A 17,073-nucleotide genomic window follows, 5' to 3' on the forward strand; every position below is an offset into this window, starting at 1 on the left:
GCACATTCACCAGCGCATCAAACTCCTCTTCACTGGTTTCGGCCAGCAGCTTGTAATGACCGTGGCCAGCGTTGTTTACTAAATAATCAAAGCTATCGCGCTGCCAGGTTTCGTTCAGCGTTGCTTTAACCCGTGCCGCAAAGTCATCGAACTGCTTACTGTCGCCCACATCCAGCTGCAGCGCCACCGCACGCGCGCCCAGCGCCTCAATCTCCTTCACGACCGCCTGCGCTTCTTCAGCATGACCGCGCCAGGTAAACAGAATATCGACGCCCTTAGCCGCCAGTTTTAGCGCGCCATTCTTGCCCAGACCGCGGTTACCGCCGGTAATCAATGCAATTTTATGAGACATGTTTCGCTCCGGTTGGAAAATTGAACACGGATTAAGGATATTCGCGAATAATTGATCTATAAACGCAGGGGAATACACAGCACTGTTTCACTAACAACAACAATCGGTGAACAACATGGATAAAATTCACGCTATGCAGGTGTTTGTGCGGGTGGCAGAAATGGGCAGTTTTACCCGCGCGGCTGAGAGTCTGGGTTTACCCAAGGGCAGCGTGTCCCGCCAGTTGCAGGCGCTGGAAAATCAGATGGGCACACGCCTGCTGCACCGTACCACGCGCCGTGTGCATCTTACCCAGGATGGCCTGGTGTATTACGATCGCTGCCTGGATTTGCTGTCGATGCTGGATGATATGGACAGCCTGTTCCAGCACGATCCTGCCACGCTGAGCGGCAAGCTGCGCGTCGATATGTCGGTGGCGATGGCAACCGGTTTTATCCTGCCGCGCCTGCCAGAGTTTTTGCAGCACTATCCGGGCGTGGAGATTGAGCTGAGCAGCAGCGATCGCCAGGTTGATGTGATTCGCGAGGGCTTTGACTGCGTGTTACGCGTTGGCGAACTGAAAGATTCCGGCCTGATTGCGCGAAAAATTGGCTCGCACGCCTTGATCAACTGCGCCAGCCCTGGCTACCTTTCCCGCTTCGGCATGCCGGTGCGGCTGGACGATCTCGGCCAGCACGCCATGGTGCACTATACCCAACAGCTGGGGCAGCCCTCGCCGGGCTTTGAGTACTTTGATGGCAAACAGTGCCATTACGTTCAGACCGGCGGCGTGGTGACGGTAAACAGCACCGAAACCTATCGCGCCGCCTGTATCGCCGGGCTGGGCATTATTCAGGTACCGGCGATTGGCGTGCAGCCGCTGCTGGAATCCGGCCAGCTGGTCGAAGTGCTGCACCACTTCCCGGCCAAACCGATGCCGATTTCCCTGCTCTATCCTCACCGTCGCAACGTGGCGCGCCGCGTGCGGGTGTTTATGGAGTGGCTGAGTCAGGTGCTGCAGGAATACGTGACCTGAACGGGCAGGCTATAATTTTATTTTCGCTGTGAACAGGATGCAGAAGGTCTATGACGGACAAAACCACAAAAGCCTCAGCGGCTGAAGCTAAGCCGCTGATTGATATCAAAACCGGGAACAAAACCGTAGATGGCTCAATCAGGCGCGTCTCACGCTTTGCCGCCTGGTTCCAGGCGATCCCGGCGGTGGCGCACTTTCTGCGCGCGCTGGAACGCTTTAACGATCGCCTCGGCAGCCAGTTTGGTGCGGCGATCACCTATTTTTCGTTCCTTTCGCTGATACCGATTTTGATGGTCTCCTTTGCGGCGGTCGGCTTTGTGCTGGCGTCCAATCAGGACCTGCTTTCTGAGTTGATCAACAAAATCGTTAACAGCATCAGCGACCCGACGCTGGCCACCACGCTGAAAAATACCGTGAATACCGCGATTCAGCAGCGCGCGACCGTGGGCCTGACCGGTTTGCTGCTGGCGCTCTACTCCGGCATTAACTGGATGGGTAACCTGCGCGAAGCGGTGCGCGCCCAGTCGCGTGACGTATGGGAACGCACGCCCGATGACCAGGAAAAGTGGTGGAAGAAGTATCTGCGCGACCTGGTTTCGCTGCTGGGTCTGATGCTGGCGCTGGTGATTACGCTGTCGCTGACCTCGATTGCCGGCGCAGCGCAGGCGGCGATCGTGAATGCGCTGGGGCTGGGCGATATTGAGTGGCTGCGGCCGGCGATGACCATCATCGCGCTGTCGATCTCCATCTTCGCCAACTATCTGCTGTTCCTGTGGATTTTCTGGATCCTGCCGCGCCATAAGCCGCGCAAAAAAGCGCTGCTGCGCGGAACGCTGCTGGCGGCGATTGGGTTTGAGGTGATCAAGTTTGTTATGACGCTGACGCTGCCGAAGCTGGCGACGTCGCCCTCCGGTGCCGCCTTTGGATCGGTGCTGGGGCTGATGGCCTTCTTCTACTTTTTCGCGCGTCTGACGCTGTTCTGCGCCGCGTGGATCGCCACCGCAAAATACAAGGATGATCCCGAGATGTCGCAGCCGCATCACTCTGCCTAACGCGACAATTCAGTTACATTTGCCGCAACAGCAAAAAATGTTTCCTGCTGGCTACTAAAGCAGCAAAAACCAGAAGGAAACGCTAAAGGGTCACTTTTATTTGGCCCTTTTGCAGAGAATCACGCCAGAAAAGCCGCGCTTCTCCTTCCCATCCGCCGCCGATTGCCGTAACTCAGAAATTATCCTCTTTTTCGCCGCCAAAGCCCGGTCTGACGCGGTTTTTCGTCATTGAATGCGGCAAAACAGGTGCGTAAGATTCTTTGTTTACATTTACAATTAAGAAACAGTTATGCAAGCCTCCATCTCCGAAACACCCGACCAACCACACGACGGCACACCGGTTAACTCACGCAGTAAAGTGGTAGTTGCCTCGCTGGTCGGCACTGCGATCGAATTCTTCGATTTTTATATCTATGCCACCGCCGCGGTAATCGTTTTTCCGCATATCTTCTTCCCGCAGGGTGATGCTACGGTTGCCACACTGCAGTCGCTGGCCACCTTCGCTATCGCCTTTGTTGCGCGCCCTATTGGCTCCGCGCTGTTTGGTCACTTTGGCGATCGCGTGGGCCGTAAAGCGACGCTGGTTGCCTCGCTGCTGACCATGGGCGTCTCTACCGTACTGATCGGCCTGCTGCCGGGTTATCAGACCATTGGCGTGGCGGCACCGCTGCTGCTGGCGCTGGCGCGTTTTGGTCAGGGCCTGGGACTGGGCGGCGAATGGGGCGGCGCGGCGCTGCTGGCCACCGAGAACGCCCCGGCGAAGAAACGCGCGCTGTACGGCTCGTTCCCGCAGCTGGGCGCACCGATTGGCTTCTTCTTTGCCAACGGCACGTTCCTGCTGCTCTCGTGGCTGCTGACCGATGAGCAGTTCATGAACTGGGGCTGGCGCGTGCCGTTTGTGCTCTCTGCGGTGCTGGTGATTATCGGCCTGTATGTGCGCGTATCGCTGCATGAGAGCCCGGTGTTTGCCAAAGTGCAGAAAGAGAAGAAACAGGTGCGGATCCCTATCGGTACGCTGCTGAGCAAGCATATGACCGCGACCATTCTTGGCACGTTTATCATGCTGGCGACCTATACACTTTTCTACATTATGACGGTGTATTCGATGAGCTACGGCACCGCGCCGGCGCCTGTTGGTCTCGGCTATTCGCGTAACAGCTTCCTGTGGATGCTGATGGTGGCGGTCATCGGTTTTGGCGTGATGGTGCCGATTGCCGGCCTGCTGGCGGACCGTTTTGGCCGTCGCAAAACGATGATCACCATTACGCTGATGATCATCGCCTTTGCGCTGATGTTCCCGCTGCTGCTCGGCTCCGGCTCGCAGATTCTGGTGATGGGCTTCCTGCTGCTCGGCCTGAGTATTATGGGTCTGACATTCGGCCCGATGGGCGCGCTGCTGCCAGAACTGTTCCCGACCGAAGTTCGTTATACCGGTGCGTCGTTCTCTTACAACCTGTCGTCAATACTTGGTGCCTCGGTAGCGCCTTATATTGCGACCTGGCTGAATGCGAACTACGGCTTGCAGGCGGTGGGCTTCTATCTGGCCTCCATGGCAGTGCTGACGCTGATCGCGCTGATCGCCTGTAAAGAGACACGCCATCAGACGCTGTATGAAGCGGTGTGATTGATTGCGTGTTGACAGAACCCGGCTCCGGCCGGGTTTTTTATTGGCGGTGTGGGGATCGTGCGGTGTGTCCCTCACCCTGGCCCTCTCCCCGGCCCTCTCCCGTAAACGGGAGAGGGAGTATCCGCGCGGTGTTGATGGATAAGTGCAGAAACATCAGCCCGCACCGAACGGTTCCCTCTCCCGCCAGCGGGAGAGGGCCAGGGTGAGGGTGAAAAAACCCTTCTGCCCCCAGACATAAGGTATAAAAAAACCCCGGCAAGCCGGGGTTTGATTGGGCTGAAAACTGTGTCTCGCGTGCCTTAGCCCGCGACGGCGATGCGTTTCATGTCGGTCATATAGCCACGCAGTTTGCGGCCAACGGCTTCGATTGGATGCTGGCGGATCGCTTCGTTCACGTCGCGCAGCTGCGCGTTATCCACCTGCGTGCCTTCCACCGCTTTGCCCCGATCGCCAGGCTGCAGCGTGGTCATGAACTCTTTCAACAGCGGAACGGCTGCGAAGGAGAACAGGTAGTTACCGTATTCTGCGGTATCGGAAATTACTACGTTCATTTCATACAGACGCTTACGGGCGATGGTGTTGGCAATCAGCGGCAGCTCGTGCAGCGATTCATAGTAAGCCGACTCTTCGATGATGCCCGCGTCAACCATGGTTTCAAATGCCAGCTCAACGCCCGCTTTCACCATCGCAACCATGACCACGCCTTTGTCGTAGTACTCCTGCTCGTCGATTTTGCCTTCGAACTGCGGGGCATTTTCGAACGCGGTTTTACCGGTCTCTTCACGCCAGGTCAGCAGGTTTTTGTCGTCATTCGCCCAGTCAGCCATCATACCGGAGGAGAATTCACCCGAGATGATGTCATCCATATGCTTCTGGAACAGCGGTGCCATGATGGTTTTCAGCTGCTCAGACAGCGCGTAAGCGCGGATTTTTGCCGGATTAGACAGACGATCCATCATCAGCGTGATGCCGCCGAACTTCAGCGATTCGGTGATGGTTTCCCAGCCGAACTGAATCAGTTTCTCGGTGTAAGCCGCGTCGTGACCTTCAGCCACCAGCTTGTCGAAGCACAGCAGTGAACCGGCCTGCAGCATACCGCACAGAATGGTCTGCTCGCCCATCAGGTCTGATTTGACTTCTGCCACGAAAGACGATTCCAGCACGCCTGCACGGTCGCCGCCGGTGGCTGCAGCCCAGGCTTTGGCAATCGCCATGCCTTCGCCTTTTGGATCGTTTTCCGGGTGAACAGCGATCAGCGTTGGAACGCCGAAGCCACGTTTGTACTCTTCACGCACTTCGGTACCCGGGCACTTCGGTGCCACCATCACCACGGTGATGTCTTTACGGATGGTCTCGCCCACTTCGACGATGTTGAAACCGTGAGAGTAACCCAGCGCGGCACCGTCTTTCATCAGCGGCTGAACGGCCTGCACAACGGCAGAGTGCTGCTTGTCCGGCGTCAGGTTAACCACCAGATCCGCCTGCGGGATCAGCTCTTCGTAAGTACCCACTTTAAAACCGTTTTCGGTGGCTTTACGGAACGACGCACGCTTCTCAGCAATGGCTTCAGCGCGCAGTGCGTAAGACACATCGAGGCCAGAGTCACGCATGTTCAGACCCTGGTTCAGGCCCTGCGCGCCGCAGCCGACGATGACCACTTTCTTACCTTTCAGGAAGCTAGCGCCATCCGCGAATTCATCGCGCGACATGAAGCGACATTTGCCTAACTGCGCTAACTGATTGCGCAGATTCAATGTGTTGAAGTAGTTAGCCATGGGTACTCCGCTCAGATGTTGTGTTTGCTTTTGTTCAGTAACGGTGCCGGATTTAGCGCCGCGAATGACCCCATCATATGACAGGAAATCTGTTGCTTAAATTGATATATTAACAACGTCACATTGCAGAATTTGCAACATCACGCTGAGGGCAAAACGCGCATGGATTTACGAGACCTGAAACTGTTTCTTCACCTGGCGGAAAGCTGCCACTTTGGCCGCACCGCGCGCGCCATGCACGTCAGCCCGTCGACATTATCACGCCAGATTCAGCGGCTGGAAGAGGATGTCGGACACGCGCTGTTCCTGCGCGACAACCGCACCGTGACGCTGACCGAAGCCGGCGAGCGGCTGCGTCAGTTCGCTCAGCAGACCCTGCTGCAGTATCAGCAGTTGCGCCATGTCATGGACCTGAACGGCCCGTCGCTGAGCGGCGAGCTACGCCTGTTCTGCTCGGTAACCGCCGCCTACAGCCATCTGCCGCCGATTCTCGACCGCTTTCGCGCGGAGCATCCGCAGGTGGAAATTAAACTCACCACCGGCGACGCTGCTGATGCCATTGAAATGGTGCAGTCCGGCGAAGCGGATCTGGCCATCGCTGGCCGGCCGGAGTCGCTGCCCGCCAGCATCGATTTTACACCGCTGGGTTTAATCCCGCTGGTGCTGATCGCCCCGGCGCTGCCCTGCCCGGTGCGCAGCCAGGCGACGCAGGAACAGCCGGACTGGTCGCAGATTCCCTTTATCCTGCCGGATCAGGGGCCGGCGCGGCGCGGCATTGATTTATGGTTTCGCCGCCACCGCATTGCCAACCCGCAGATTTACGCCACGGTGTCTGGCCATGAGGCGATTGTGTCGATGGTGGCGCTCGGCTGCGGCATCGCGCTGCTGCCGGATGTGGTGCTGGAAAACAGTCCGGAACCGGTGCGCAATCGCGTGCTGACGCTTGAAAATGTCGAATCGGTGGCGCCGCTGGAGCTTGGCGTATGCGTACAAAAAAAGCGGCTCGGGGAGCCGCTGATTAATGCTTTCTGGCACCTGCTGTAGTTTAGCCGGCGAGGAAGAAGCGAAATGCCGGATTGCTGGCTTCGTCGTGCCACTCATAGCCGAGCGCGTTGAGGTGAGTGTCGAAATCCGGCTCTTTGTCGTTGATCTCGAACGCCGCCAGCACGCGACCAAAATCGGTGCCGTGGCTGCGATAGTGGAACAGCGAAATGTTCCAGTGCGCGCCCAGCGTCTGCAGGAACTTCAGCAGCGCGCCCGGCGCTTCCGGAAATTCGAAGCTGAACAGCCGTTCACGCAGCGGTTTTGACGGGCGTCCACCCACCATGTAGCGCACGTGCAGCTTCGCCATCTCATCGTCTGACAAATCCACCACCTGATAGCCGCCTTCAGTCAGCTGGCTTATGATCTCGCTGCGCTCTTCAAGGCCGCGCGTTAAACGCACGCCAACAAAGATGCAGGCGTTGTCGGCATCGGCATAACGGTAGTTGAACTCAGTTACCGCACGACCGCCCAGCGTCTGGCAGAAACGCAGGAAGCTGCCCTGCTGCTCAGGAATGGTGACCGCCAGCAGCGCTTCACGCTGCTCACCCAGTTCACAGCGCTCGGAGACATAGCGCAGACCGTGGAAGTTAACGTTGGCGCCCGACAGCACGTGCGCCAGCCGCTCGCCTTTGATGTCGTGCTGCTGGATGTACTTCTTCATGCCCGCCAGCGCCAGCGCGCCGGAAGGCTCCGCCACCGCTCGCACATCCTCGAACAGATCCTTCATCGCTGCGCAGATGGCATCGCTGTCCACGGTGATGATGTCGTCGAGGTATTCTTTGCACAGGCGGAAGGTCTCGCTGCCGATACGCTTGACCGCCACGCCTTCGGCAAACAGCCCGACGCGCGGCAAATCCACCGGCTCGCCGGCATCAAGCGCCGCCTTCAGGCAGGCAGAGTCCTGCGACTCGACCGCGATAACCTTGATTTGCGGCATCAGCTGTTTAATCAGTACCGCCACACCCGCCGCTAAGCCGCCGCCGCCTACCGGCACAAACACGCGATCGAGATGCGCATCCTGCTGCAACAGCTCCATCGCCAGCGTGCCCTGACCGGCAATCACCGCCGGATGATCAAACGGCGGCACGAAGGTGTAACCCTGCTGCTCCGCCAGCTCAATCGCTTTGGCTTTAGCCTCGTCAAAGTTGGCGCCAAACAGGTAAGCCTCACCGCCAAACGCGCGCACTGCATCAACCTTGATGTCCGCCGTCGCCACTGGCATCACAATCAGTGACTTGATGCCGAGCGTGCTGGCCGAGAGCGCCACGCCCTGCGCATGGTTACCCGCCGAAGCAGTAACCACGCCGCGCGCTTTCTGCTCTTCCGTCAGGCCGGCGATCATGGCGTAGGCACCGCGCAGCTTGAAGCTGTGCACCGGCTGGCGATCTTCGCGCTTCACCAGAATGGTGTTGCCAAGACGCGACGAAATTTTTTCCATTTTTTGCAGCGGCGTCACCTGGGCAATTTCGTACACAGGCGCACGCAGCACCGCGCGCAGATACTCCGCGCCATTGGGCGACGCGGAAAGCGGTTGAGACTCAGCCATCAGAGATTAGCCCCCCAGCTTAGACTTATCGCGCACCGCGCCCTTGTCAGCGCTGGTGGCGAGCGATGCATAAGCACGCAGTGCGAAGGAGACCTGACGCACACGACCGTGCGGCGTATAAGCCGCTTCGCCACGCGCTTCCTCTTCTTCACGACGGGCATGCAGTTCGTTATCCGGTACCGCCAGTTTAATGCCGCGATTCGGGATATCGATTTCAATGATGTCGCCATCTTTAACCAGCGCGATGGTGCCGCCGTTCGCCGCTTCCGGCGATGCGTGGCCAATGGAGAGACCCGAGGTGCCACCCGAGAAGCGTCCGTCAGTGATCAGCGCACAGCTTTTGCCAAGGCCCATCGATTTCAGATAAGTGGTCGGATAGAGCATTTCCTGCATGCCCGGACCGCCTTTCGGCCCTTCGTAGCGGATGACCACCACGTCACCGGCGACCACTTTGCCGCCGAGAATCGCTTCCACCGCATCGTCCTGGCTTTCATACACTTTTGCCGGACCTTTAAAGGTGAGGATCTCTTTGTCGACGCCGGCGGTTTTCACGATGCAGCCATCTTCCGCCATGTTGCCGTACAGCACTGCCAGACCGCCATCCTGAGAGAATGCGTGTTCGCGCGTGCGGATACAGCCTTCCTGACGATCGTCATCCAGCGTATCCCAGCGGCAGTCCTGTGAGAACGCCTGGGTAGTACGGATGCCCGCCGGGCCGGCGCGGAACATCTTCTTCACCGCTTCGTCTTTGGTCAGCATGATGTCGTACTGATCGAGGGTTTCGCGCAGGTTGAGACCCAGCACGTTGCGCACGTCGGTGTGCAGCAGGCCGGCACGATCCAGCTCGCCAAGAATACCGATTACCCCGCCCGCGCGGTGCACATCTTCCATATGATATTTCTGTGTGCTCGGCGCCACTTTGCACAGGTGCGGCACTTTGCGTGACAGGCGATCGATGTCGGAAATGTTGAAATCGATCTCGCCTTCCTGCGCGGCGGCCAGCAGGTGCAGCACGGTATTGGTGGAACCGCCCATGGCGATATCCAGCGTCATGGCGTTTTCGAACGCAGCTTTGCTGGCGATGTTACGCGGCAGCACGCGCGCATCATCCTGCTCGTAATACTGTTTGGTCAGGTTAACGATGCGCTTGCCGGCGTTGATGAACAGGTCTTTACGATCGGCGTGGGTTGCAAGCAGCGAGCCGTTGCCCGGCTGCGACAGGCCCAGCGCTTCGGTCAGACAGTTCATGGAGTTGGCGGTGAACATGCCGGAGCACGAGCCGCAGGTCGGGCAGGCGGAACGCTCAATCTGCTCGCTGTCGGCATCGCTGACGTTCGGGTTCGCCCCCTGAATCATCGCGTCCACCAGATCCAGCTTGATGATTTTGTCTGACAGCTTGGTTTTACCGGCTTCCATTGGACCGCCGGAGACAAAGATCACCGGAATGTTGAGGCGCAGCGAGGCCATCAGCATGCCGGGGGTGATTTTGTCGCAGTTGGAGATACATACCATGGCGTCGGCGCAGTGGGCGTTCACCATATATTCCACGGAGTCGGCAATCAGCTCGCGTGAAGGCAGTGAATACAGCATGCCGCCATGACCCATGGCGATACCGTCATCCACCGCGATGGTGTTGAACTCTTTGGCTACACCACCCGCGGCTTCGATTTGCTCAGCAACCAGTTTGCCAAGATCGCGCAGGTGCACGTGGCCCGGTACGAATTGGGTGAAGGAGTTAACCACGGCGATAATCGGCTTACCGAAATCGTCGTCGGTCATTCCGGTGGCGCGCCACAGGGCACGGGCACCCGCCATGTTACGACCATGGGTGGTGGTGGCGGAACGGTACTTAGGCATGCTCTATTTACTCCAGTCTGAAAAATGACGCGGGCGCTGCTGCACCCGCGTTACTGTCTTGTTATGGATTCACCTGATCCAGCCAGCCGTACTTGTCTTCGGTTTCGCCGGTGAACAGGCCAAAGAACGCCTGCTGGATTTTGGTGGTCACCGGGCCACGTTTGCCCTCACCCACCTGGATGCCGTCCACGCTGCGTACCGGCGTGATTTCTGCGGCAGTACCGGACATGAACACTTCATCCGCCAGGTACAGCGATTCGCGTGACAGCACCTGCTCGCGCACTTCGATACCGAGATCCTTCGCCAGCTTGATGATGGCGTCGCGGGTGATGCCCGGCAGCGCTGAAGAGGTGAACGGTGGGGTGAACAGGATGCCGTCTTTCACTTCAAACAGGTTTTCGCCAGCACCTTCGGAGATATAACCCTGGGTATCCAGCGCGATACCTTCCTGATAGCCGTGGCGGCGCGCTTCGCTGCCAACCAGCAGGGAAGAGAGATAGTTACCGCCTGCTTTCGCCGCGGTTGGCAGGGTATTTGGCGCCACGCGATTCCAGGAAGAAACCATGGCGTTGATGCCCTGCTCCAGCGCTTCGGCACCCAGATAAGCCCCCCACGGGAACGCAGCGATGATTACATCGGTGGTGAAGCCGTCTGGCGGGTTAACGCCGAGACCCACGTCGCCGACAAAGGCCAGCGGACGAATGTAGGCGCTCTTCAGTTTATTGACGCGGATGACTTCGCGGCACGCTTCCATCAACTCATCCACGCTGGCTTTGATCGGGAAACGGTAAATTTTGGCGGAGTCGTGCAGACGCTGCATGTGTTCACGGTGACGGAACACCACCGGACCTTTGTGTGAGTCGTAGCAGCGAACGCCTTCGAACACAGAGGTGCCGTAATGCAGTGCGTGAGACATAACGCTAACCTTAGCGTCTTCCCACTTAACCATCTCTCCATTGAACCAGATAAAGTCTGCTTTCTTCGTACTCATTGTTATTTCCTTTGGCGACTAGGCGCGGATTTGTTGTGTTGTCTGTTGCTGGATCTCGACACAGGCGACATCCATAAGTTTGCTTAACTGCGAAGACAGTAAATCGACAGAGCGCTGGCTGGCAACGGTCATTTCGATATTAATGTTCTCCGCATTGACGGCGGACGCCATATTCATCGCGCAGACCTGGAAGCCACGGTGACGCACGACGCGCAAAATGCGCTCCAATATTTCAGGGCGAAAGCGGGCTTCGATAGACAATTGATGCTGGTTCATACGGTTTTCTCCATCATGTTTGCGTTGCTGGCACCCGGCGGTACCAGTGGCCAGACGTTTTCATGCTCATCAATCGCAACATGCAGGAAGTAAGGACCTTCACTGTTCAGCAGAGCATCAATCGCGGCGTCGACCTGATCTTTACGGCTAATGCGCTGGCCCGGAATATCAAAGGCGCTGGCCAGCGTGAGGAAATCGGGGTTATCGGTGAGGATGGTTTCGCTATAGCGGCCATCAAAGAACAGCTGCTGCCACTGGCGAACCATGCCAAGACGCTGGTTATCCAGCAGCAGGATTTTTACCGGCAGCTGCTTACGCTTGATGGTGCCCAGCTCCTGAATATTCATCATGATTGAGCCGTCACCGGACACGCAGATAACGGTGTCATCCGGACGGGCAACCTGCGCGCCTACCGCAGCCGGCAGCCCAAAGCCCATGGTGCCCAGACCGCTGGAGGTGATGAAGTTTTCCGGCGCGCTGAAGCGCATGTGCTGCGCCGCCCACATCTGGTGCTGGCCAACGTCGGTGGTTACCACCGCGCTGTCAGGTTTACGATCTGACAACTGCTTCAGCAGCAGCGGCGCGTAGATCGCCTCGCCAGGATGGTCGTAACGCCACGCGAACTCCGCGTTCATCGCTTTAACTTCAGTACGCCAGCCGTCGATCTGCAGCGGCATGCTCAGCGCCGGCAACACCTGGTTGAGATCGCCCTGCAGCGAAACGTGAGCGCGACGCAGTTTGTTCAATTCCGCCGGATCGATATCGATATGAATGACGCTGGCGTGCGGCGCGAAGGTATCCAGCTTACCGGTGACGCGGTCGTCGAAGCGTGCGCCGACGGCAATCAGCAAATCACAGGATTGCACCGCCAGGTTGGCCGCTTTGGTGCCGTGCATGCCGAGCATACCGAGATAGAGATCGCTGCTGGCTTCGGCGCTGCCCAGGCCTTTCAGGGTAGAAACCATCGGGATGCCGGTCTCCTGCGCCATAGCCCGCAGCGCCGGGACGGCCTGCGCCATGCCGACACCGCCGCCGATATACAGCATCGGTTTTTGCGCCTGCGCCATCAGCGCGCGCGCTTCGGCAATGTGCTGCGGTGAGTGGCTCAGTGCTTCTTCAACCGGCAGCAGGTGCGGCGTCAGGTCACCGCTGGCAATCTGAATATCTTTGGGGATGTCGACCAGTACCGGTCCCGGACGGCCGGACTGCGCGATGGCGAAAGCTTCCGCCATCACCGAGGGTAAATCATCCAGCGATTCAACGAGGAAGCTGTGTTTAGTGCAGGCTAATGACAGGCCAAGAACGTCGATCTCCTGAAAGGCGTCGGTACCGATAAACGCTGAAGAGACCTGCCCGGTGATGGCGACAACCGGAACGGAATCCATCATCGCATCGGCCAGCCCGGTGATCAGGTTGGTGGCGCCCGGTCCGGAAGTCGCGATGCAAACCCCGGTTTTGCCGGTCGCACGCGCATAACCGATCGCTGCCATCACCGCACCTTGTTCATGACGACACAGTAGATGTTCCACGCCGCCATCGTAGAGCGCATCGTACACTGGCATGATTGCTCCGCCAGGATAACCAAACACTGTGTCGACACCCTGCGCGCGTAAAGCCTGAACTACCCACTGTGCACCTGTCATGGTTATTCTCCTGTATTCCTGCTGGAACAACAGAATTTTATGCTACTGCTCATAATCTGTTCCTCGCTGATTCGCTGATATTTCGTCTGGTCGAAAAAAAACCCCCGGACCTTACGGTGCGGGGGTTTTTCGAATTCCAGGCTTGATTTTTAAGCCTTTCTTTCTCCAAGCGTAGCCCCGCACGGTGGGTTAATAATCACCACCACGCTAATCACGACTAGGCTAATCACTTGTAGAAGGGCTTTCATGTGTCGTCTGTTTTTTCGTTAGTTCGAAGTAATACCTACAGAGTTACCATAGTTAGCAGGGGATTTACAATAATTTTCATCGGAAAATTTTATGACGCGCGCAGCTGACGTGCGTTATCGCTTTGTAAGTAAAAGGTTATTCGCATTTGTGATAATTATTCATTACGCCCGCGACGCAACCGTTATTTTGCTTTTGCGATCTGGCTGCGAAAATTAATGAACAGGATGAAAAGCGCAGCGATTTTCCTGAATACCGCTTCAGGATGATAGTTTCAGCGGTCGCCGTGTGGATTTTTTTCAGCAAGGATAAAGGCAACAAGGAGCGGTTATGTCTTTATCGAAAGTATTAACACGCGCGGCGCTCGGAGTGCAGGCTCCACTGGTGACGATTGAAGTGCATATCAGCAACGGTCTGCCAGCATTGACGCTGGTAGGTCTGCCGGAAACCACCGTCAAAGAAGCCCGCGAACGCGTGCGCAGCGCCATTATCAATAGCGGTTTCACCTTTCCGGCGAAGCGCGTCACCATTAATCTCGCGCCAGCAGATTTACCTAAAGAGGGTGGGCGCTACGACCTGCCGATCGCTATCGCCATTCTCGCGGCCTCAGAGCAGCTGCCAGGCGATAAGCTGGCCCATTATGAGTTCCTGGGTGAGTTGGCGCTAAACGGCGCGCTGTGTGGCGTTCAGGCCGCGATTCCTGCTGCCATGGCGGCACTGCAGGCCGGGCGTCAGATGGTCTTAGCGGAGCAGAATCAACAGGATGTCGGCCTGATACAACAGGGTGAAACGCTGGTGGGCAAGCATCTGGTGGAGATCTGCGCTTTCCTGCATAACCAGACGGCGCTGACGGTCGCCCATTACCAGCCTGAAACGGTGCCGCACGAGCAGCAGGACCTGAGCGATATTATTGGCCAGCAGCAGGGACGGCGCGCGCTGGAAATTACCGCCGCCGGTGGCCATAACCTGTTGCTGCTGGGCCCGCCCGGCACCGGTAAGACCATGCTGGCAACCCGACTGCCCGGCATTATGCCGCCGCTGGATGACCAGGAAGCGCTGGAGTGCGCCGCAATTGCCAGCCTGGTCAGCAGCGGTACGCTACATCATCAGTGGCGTAGACGGCCGTTCAGAGCGCCTCATCACAGCGCATCGTTGTATGCGCTGGTCGGCGGAGGATCACTACCGCGGCCGGGCGAAATTTCGCTGGCGCACAACGGGGTGCTGTTTCTTGATGAACTGCCCGAGTTTGAGCGCAAAGCACTGGATGCGTTACGCGAGCCGATTGAGTCCGGAGAAATCGCCATTTCCCGTTCCCGCGCCAAAGTCACTTTCCCTGCACGCTTTCAGCTGATTGGTGCAATGAATCCCAGCCCGACGGGCCATTATCAGGGGAATCATAATCGCTGCACGCCGCAGCAGGTGCTGCGCTATCTCAGCCGGCTGTCTGGCCCGTTTCTGGATCGCTTCGACCTGTCGCTGGAGATTCCGCTGCTACCGGGCGGCTCGCTTAGCCAGAAGCAGCAGCACAGCGAAACCAGCGCGCAGGTGCGCGCCCGCGTACTGGCCGCCCGGGCGATACAGATGGCACGCGCGGGCAAAGTGAATGCGCAGCTGTCGAATCCGGAGATCGCCCGTGATTGTGTGTTACAGCAGCAGGACGCGGAATGGCTGGAGGAGATCCTGAATGCACTGGGATTATCGGTGCGTGCATGGCAGCGCATCTTAAAGGTGGCGAGAACCATCGCAGATTTAGCGGGTGAACGGCAGATTACGCGTCAGCATCTGCAGGAGGCGGTGGGATATCGCAGTATCGATCGTTTACTAATTTACCTGCATAAAAGCCTGGAATGACAACGGGGCTGAAATCAGCCCCGTCATGTTAATCGTCGCTATCGCTGAAGTCTTCCACCGTGTCCATCTGCGGTTTACCGCCGGACAAGGTATGAAAACGTTTCGGACGCTTGATACGTGCAGTGTATTTTGACCAGACACGTTCAGCCTCAGTCTGCGGCTCACGCAGACCACGACAGACTTCAATAAACAGACGCTCTTCTTCGGTCTCCGGATCGCGCTTAGCGAGATCCAGTTCGTTGAAAGCGTATCCGTGGCGTTCCAGAAGCTGAGCTTCTTTAATGGTGAAGTCACCATGACGCGAAAAACCACGAGGGTAATGTTTGTTATCAAAGAAACGATTAGTTGTTGCGAAGCTGTCCGCCATCTTACACGCTCCTGATTCTCATATGGCCGTGCTATTTATGGCGCGGAGTATTAGATAGGCTTGACAGAGTGTAAAACAAAACATTTAAATCAGTACGACAAACATTTTTTGGGAGAATGCTGTGGATACGGAATTACTGAAAACTTTCCTCGAAGTGAGCAGAACGCGTCATTTCGGGCGTGCTGCTGAAGCGCTTTACCTCACGCAATCTGCCGTTAGTTTTCGCATCCGTCAGCTGGAAAATCAGCTGGGCGTTAATCTTTTTACCCGTCACCGCAATAATATCCGGCTGACTTCAGCAGGCGAGCGCTTATTGCCCTACGCTGAGAGCCTGATGAGTACCTGGCTGATGGCAAAGAAGGAGGTTTCGCATACCCAGCAGCACCATGAGCTATCAATCGGTGCCAGTGCATCGCTCTGGGAAGCGTATCTTACGCCCTGGCTGCAGACGCTATACGAGAACCGGGAGAGCCTGCATCTGGAAGCACGTATTGCTCAGCGCCATTTGCTGGTCAAGCAGTTACATGAGCGTCAGCTCGATTTGCTGATCACCACTGAAGCGCCAAAAATGGATGAACTCACCAGCCAGCAGATCGGTCATATTTCTCTCGCGCTCTTTCGCGCACGCAAAACTGAAAAGCGTGAAAAATATGATTACATCAAACTCGAGTGGGGCGCGGATTTCCATCAGCATGAAAGTTATCTTTCCAGTGATGACGTACCGGTATTAACTACCACTTCAGCACATGTGACCCGCGAATTGCTGCATACCACGGGAGCCTGCGCTTTTTTACCTGATTTCTGGCACGGCATTTACAGTGATTTGATGGTTATTCCAGACACACCTGTCGCAGTGCGACCGTTATATGCGGTATGGCTGCAGAATAGCGATCAACAGGCACACATTCGTCAGCTGCTTAAATATCCGGTCCTGACTCACTGAAGCAATAATTGAGGGAGTTTGAGTGGAAGAAATGAAACTCAGGCTCTTGCCTGTGCCGAATTTCAGGCAAAAAAAAATCCTTTGCCGAAGCAAAGGATTATTTTCTGGCAGGGGCGGAGGGACTCGAACCCCCAACACCCGGTTTTGGAGACCGGTGCTCTACCAATTGAACTACGCCCCTAATTAGGGTGGCGGAACGGACGGGGCTCGAACCCGCGACCCCCTGCGTGACAGGCAGGTATTCTAACCAACTGAACTACCGCTCCACCGATTCTGTACTGATATCAGACCGTCGCTGATTTCAGGTGTTTCGCCCTTTCCGCGTCACCGGGAAGGTCACGACCCGATTAGGGGTCTTAAATTGATGCCTGGCAGTTCCCTACTCTCGCATGGGGAGGCCCCACACTACCATCGGCGCTACGGCGTTTCACTTCTGAGTTCGGCATGGGGTCAGGTGGGACCACCGCGCTGTTGCCGCCAGGCAAATT

The 17,073-nt window shown here is 57.1% G+C and carries 15 protein-coding genes, 2 tRNA genes and 1 rRNA gene; 6 read left to right on the top strand and 12 right to left on the bottom strand.

What is annotated here, in order from left to right; all coding sequences use genetic code 11:
• The coding region (locus tag FT726_RS21880; RefSeq protein WP_346303441.1) for an SDR family NAD(P)-dependent oxidoreductase at window positions 1-352 on the bottom strand (352 nt) is incomplete at its 3' end.
• 115 nt (window positions 353-467) lie between these two features.
• On the opposite strand from FT726_RS21880, the gene FT726_RS21885 reads away from it, so the two are divergent.
• From FT726_RS21885 to FT726_RS21895, 3 genes are all read left to right on the top strand, one after another.
• Window positions 468-1,367, top strand: a complete 900-nt coding sequence (locus FT726_RS21885; RefSeq protein WP_031279769.1) for a LysR family transcriptional regulator — start codon at window positions 468-470, stop codon at window positions 1,365-1,367.
• Window positions 1,368-1,417: 50 nt separating this feature from the next.
• Window positions 1,418-2,419: an inner membrane protein YhjD gene (gene yhjD / locus FT726_RS21890; protein WP_058759376.1), complete on the top strand. Its 1,002-nt coding sequence runs from the start codon at window positions 1,418-1,420 to the stop codon at window positions 2,417-2,419.
• A 289-nt stretch (window positions 2,420-2,708) separates the two neighbouring features.
• Window positions 2,709-4,043: an MFS transporter gene (locus FT726_RS21895; protein ID WP_021507911.1), complete on the top strand. Its 1,335-nt coding sequence runs from the start codon at window positions 2,709-2,711 to the stop codon at window positions 4,041-4,043.
• Window positions 4,044-4,345: 302 nt separating this feature from the next.
• On the opposite strand, the gene ilvC is transcribed toward FT726_RS21895, so the two are convergent.
• On the bottom strand, window positions 4,346-5,821 hold the full coding sequence (ilvC, locus tag FT726_RS21900; protein WP_346303442.1) for a ketol-acid reductoisomerase: 1,476 nt from the start codon (window positions 5,819-5,821) through the stop codon (window positions 4,346-4,348).
• Window positions 5,822-5,983: 162 nt separating this feature from the next.
• Between ilvC and ilvY the strand changes: the two genes are divergently transcribed.
• Window positions 5,984-6,865: an HTH-type transcriptional activator IlvY gene (gene ilvY / locus FT726_RS21905; RefSeq protein ID WP_021507913.1), complete on the top strand. Its 882-nt coding sequence runs from the start codon at window positions 5,984-5,986 to the stop codon at window positions 6,863-6,865.
• 1 nt (window position 6,866) lies between these two features.
• Here ilvY and ilvA read toward each other — a convergent pair whose 3' ends face one another.
• The 6 genes from ilvA to ilvL form a co-directional block, all read right to left on the bottom strand.
• The gene (ilvA, locus tag FT726_RS21910) at window positions 6,867-8,411 is read right to left on the bottom strand and encodes a threonine ammonia-lyase, biosynthetic (protein ID WP_238561384.1); all 1,545 of its coding nucleotides are present in this window, start codon (window positions 8,409-8,411) and stop codon (window positions 6,867-6,869) included.
• 6 nt (window positions 8,412-8,417) lie between these two features.
• A complete protein-coding gene (ilvD, locus tag FT726_RS21915; protein WP_021507915.1) occupies window positions 8,418-10,268 on the bottom strand; it encodes a dihydroxy-acid dehydratase in 1,851 nt (616 codons plus the stop codon).
• Between the two features lie 61 nt (window positions 10,269-10,329).
• Window positions 10,330-11,259: a branched-chain amino acid transaminase gene (locus tag FT726_RS21920; RefSeq protein WP_021507916.1), complete on the bottom strand. Its 930-nt coding sequence runs from the start codon at window positions 11,257-11,259 to the stop codon at window positions 10,330-10,332.
• A gap of 18 nt (window positions 11,260-11,277) precedes the next feature.
• Entirely contained in the window at window positions 11,278-11,535 is a 258-nt protein-coding gene (ilvM, locus tag FT726_RS21925) for an acetolactate synthase 2 small subunit (protein WP_008106624.1), read from the bottom strand.
• The gene (gene ilvG / locus FT726_RS21930; RefSeq protein ID WP_021507917.1) at window positions 11,532-13,178 is read right to left on the bottom strand and encodes an acetolactate synthase 2 catalytic subunit; all 1,647 of its coding nucleotides are present in this window, start codon (window positions 13,176-13,178) and stop codon (window positions 11,532-11,534) included. Before ilvG ends, ilvM begins: the two co-directional genes overlap by 4 nt.
• Before the next feature lie 149 nt (window positions 13,179-13,327).
• Window positions 13,328-13,426, bottom strand: a complete 99-nt coding sequence (ilvL, locus tag FT726_RS21935) for an ilv operon leader peptide (RefSeq protein ID WP_071813600.1) — start codon at window positions 13,424-13,426, stop codon at window positions 13,328-13,330.
• Window positions 13,427-13,754: 328 nt separating this feature from the next.
• Between ilvL and FT726_RS21940 the strand changes: the two genes are divergently transcribed.
• Entirely contained in the window at window positions 13,755-15,275 is a 1,521-nt protein-coding gene (locus FT726_RS21940) for a YifB family Mg chelatase-like AAA ATPase (RefSeq protein ID WP_021507918.1), read from the top strand.
• Window positions 15,276-15,303: 28 nt separating this feature from the next.
• Here the strand turns inward: FT726_RS21940 and FT726_RS21945 are convergent, their stop codons facing one another.
• Window positions 15,304-15,642, bottom strand: a complete 339-nt coding sequence (locus tag FT726_RS21945; RefSeq protein ID WP_021507919.1) for a DUF413 domain-containing protein — start codon at window positions 15,640-15,642, stop codon at window positions 15,304-15,306.
• Window positions 15,643-15,763: 121 nt separating this feature from the next.
• On the opposite strand from FT726_RS21945, the gene hdfR reads away from it, so the two are divergent.
• Window positions 15,764-16,585 (top strand): HTH-type transcriptional regulator HdfR, encoded by an 822-nt coding sequence (hdfR, locus tag FT726_RS21950; protein WP_031279770.1) that lies wholly within the window; start codon window positions 15,764-15,766, stop codon window positions 16,583-16,585.
• Between the two features lie 105 nt (window positions 16,586-16,690).
• On the opposite strand, the gene FT726_RS21955 is transcribed toward hdfR, so the two are convergent.
• The 3 genes from FT726_RS21955 to rrf form a co-directional block, all read right to left on the bottom strand.
• Window positions 16,691-16,766, bottom strand: a tRNA-Trp gene (locus FT726_RS21955).
• Window positions 16,767-16,774: 8 nt separating this feature from the next.
• Window positions 16,775-16,851 (bottom strand) — tRNA-Asp (locus tag FT726_RS21960).
• Window positions 16,852-16,951: 100 nt separating this feature from the next.
• Window positions 16,952-17,067 (bottom strand): 5S ribosomal RNA (gene rrf / locus FT726_RS21965).
• Between the last annotated feature and the right edge of the window lie 6 nt (window positions 17,068-17,073).

This window comes from Pantoea sp. Morm, assembly GCF_016643525.1.
Lineage (GTDB): Bacteria > Pseudomonadota > Gammaproteobacteria > Enterobacterales > Enterobacteriaceae > Pantoea > Pantoea dispersa.

Excerpts from the sequence above, each read along its gene's own strand:
- ilvY (WP_021507913.1), top strand. The coding sequence starts at position 5,984 with ATGGATTTACGAGACCTGAAACTGTTTCTTCACCTGGCGGAAAGCTGC.
- yhjD (WP_058759376.1), top strand. The coding sequence starts at position 1,418 with ATGACGGACAAAACCACAAAAGCCTCAGCGGCTGAAGCTAAGCCGCTG.
- FT726_RS21945 (WP_021507919.1), bottom strand. The coding sequence starts at position 15,642 with ATGGCGGACAGCTTCGCAACAACTAATCGTTTCTTTGATAACAAACAT.
- FT726_RS21895 (WP_021507911.1), top strand. The coding sequence starts at position 2,709 with ATGCAAGCCTCCATCTCCGAAACACCCGACCAACCACACGACGGCACA.
- ilvL (WP_071813600.1), bottom strand. The coding sequence starts at position 13,426 with ATGAAAGCCCTTCTACAAGTGATTAGCCTAGTCGTGATTAGCGTGGTG.
- FT726_RS21920 (WP_021507916.1), bottom strand. The coding sequence starts at position 11,259 with ATGAGTACGAAGAAAGCAGACTTTATCTGGTTCAATGGAGAGATGGTT.
- ilvD (WP_021507915.1), bottom strand. The coding sequence starts at position 10,268 with ATGCCTAAGTACCGTTCCGCCACCACCACCCATGGTCGTAACATGGCG.
- ilvC (WP_346303442.1), bottom strand. The coding sequence starts at position 5,821 with ATGGCTAACTACTTCAACACATTGAATCTGCGCAATCAGTTAGCGCAG.
- FT726_RS21885 (WP_031279769.1), top strand. The coding sequence starts at position 468 with ATGGATAAAATTCACGCTATGCAGGTGTTTGTGCGGGTGGCAGAAATG.
- ilvA (WP_238561384.1), bottom strand. The coding sequence starts at position 8,411 with ATGGCTGAGTCTCAACCGCTTTCCGCGTCGCCCAATGGCGCGGAGTAT.
- FT726_RS21940 (WP_021507918.1), top strand. The coding sequence starts at position 13,755 with ATGTCTTTATCGAAAGTATTAACACGCGCGGCGCTCGGAGTGCAGGCT.
- ilvM (WP_008106624.1), bottom strand. The coding sequence starts at position 11,535 with ATGAACCAGCATCAATTGTCTATCGAAGCCCGCTTTCGCCCTGAAATA.
- ilvG (WP_021507917.1), bottom strand. The coding sequence starts at position 13,178 with ATGACAGGTGCACAGTGGGTAGTTCAGGCTTTACGCGCGCAGGGTGTC.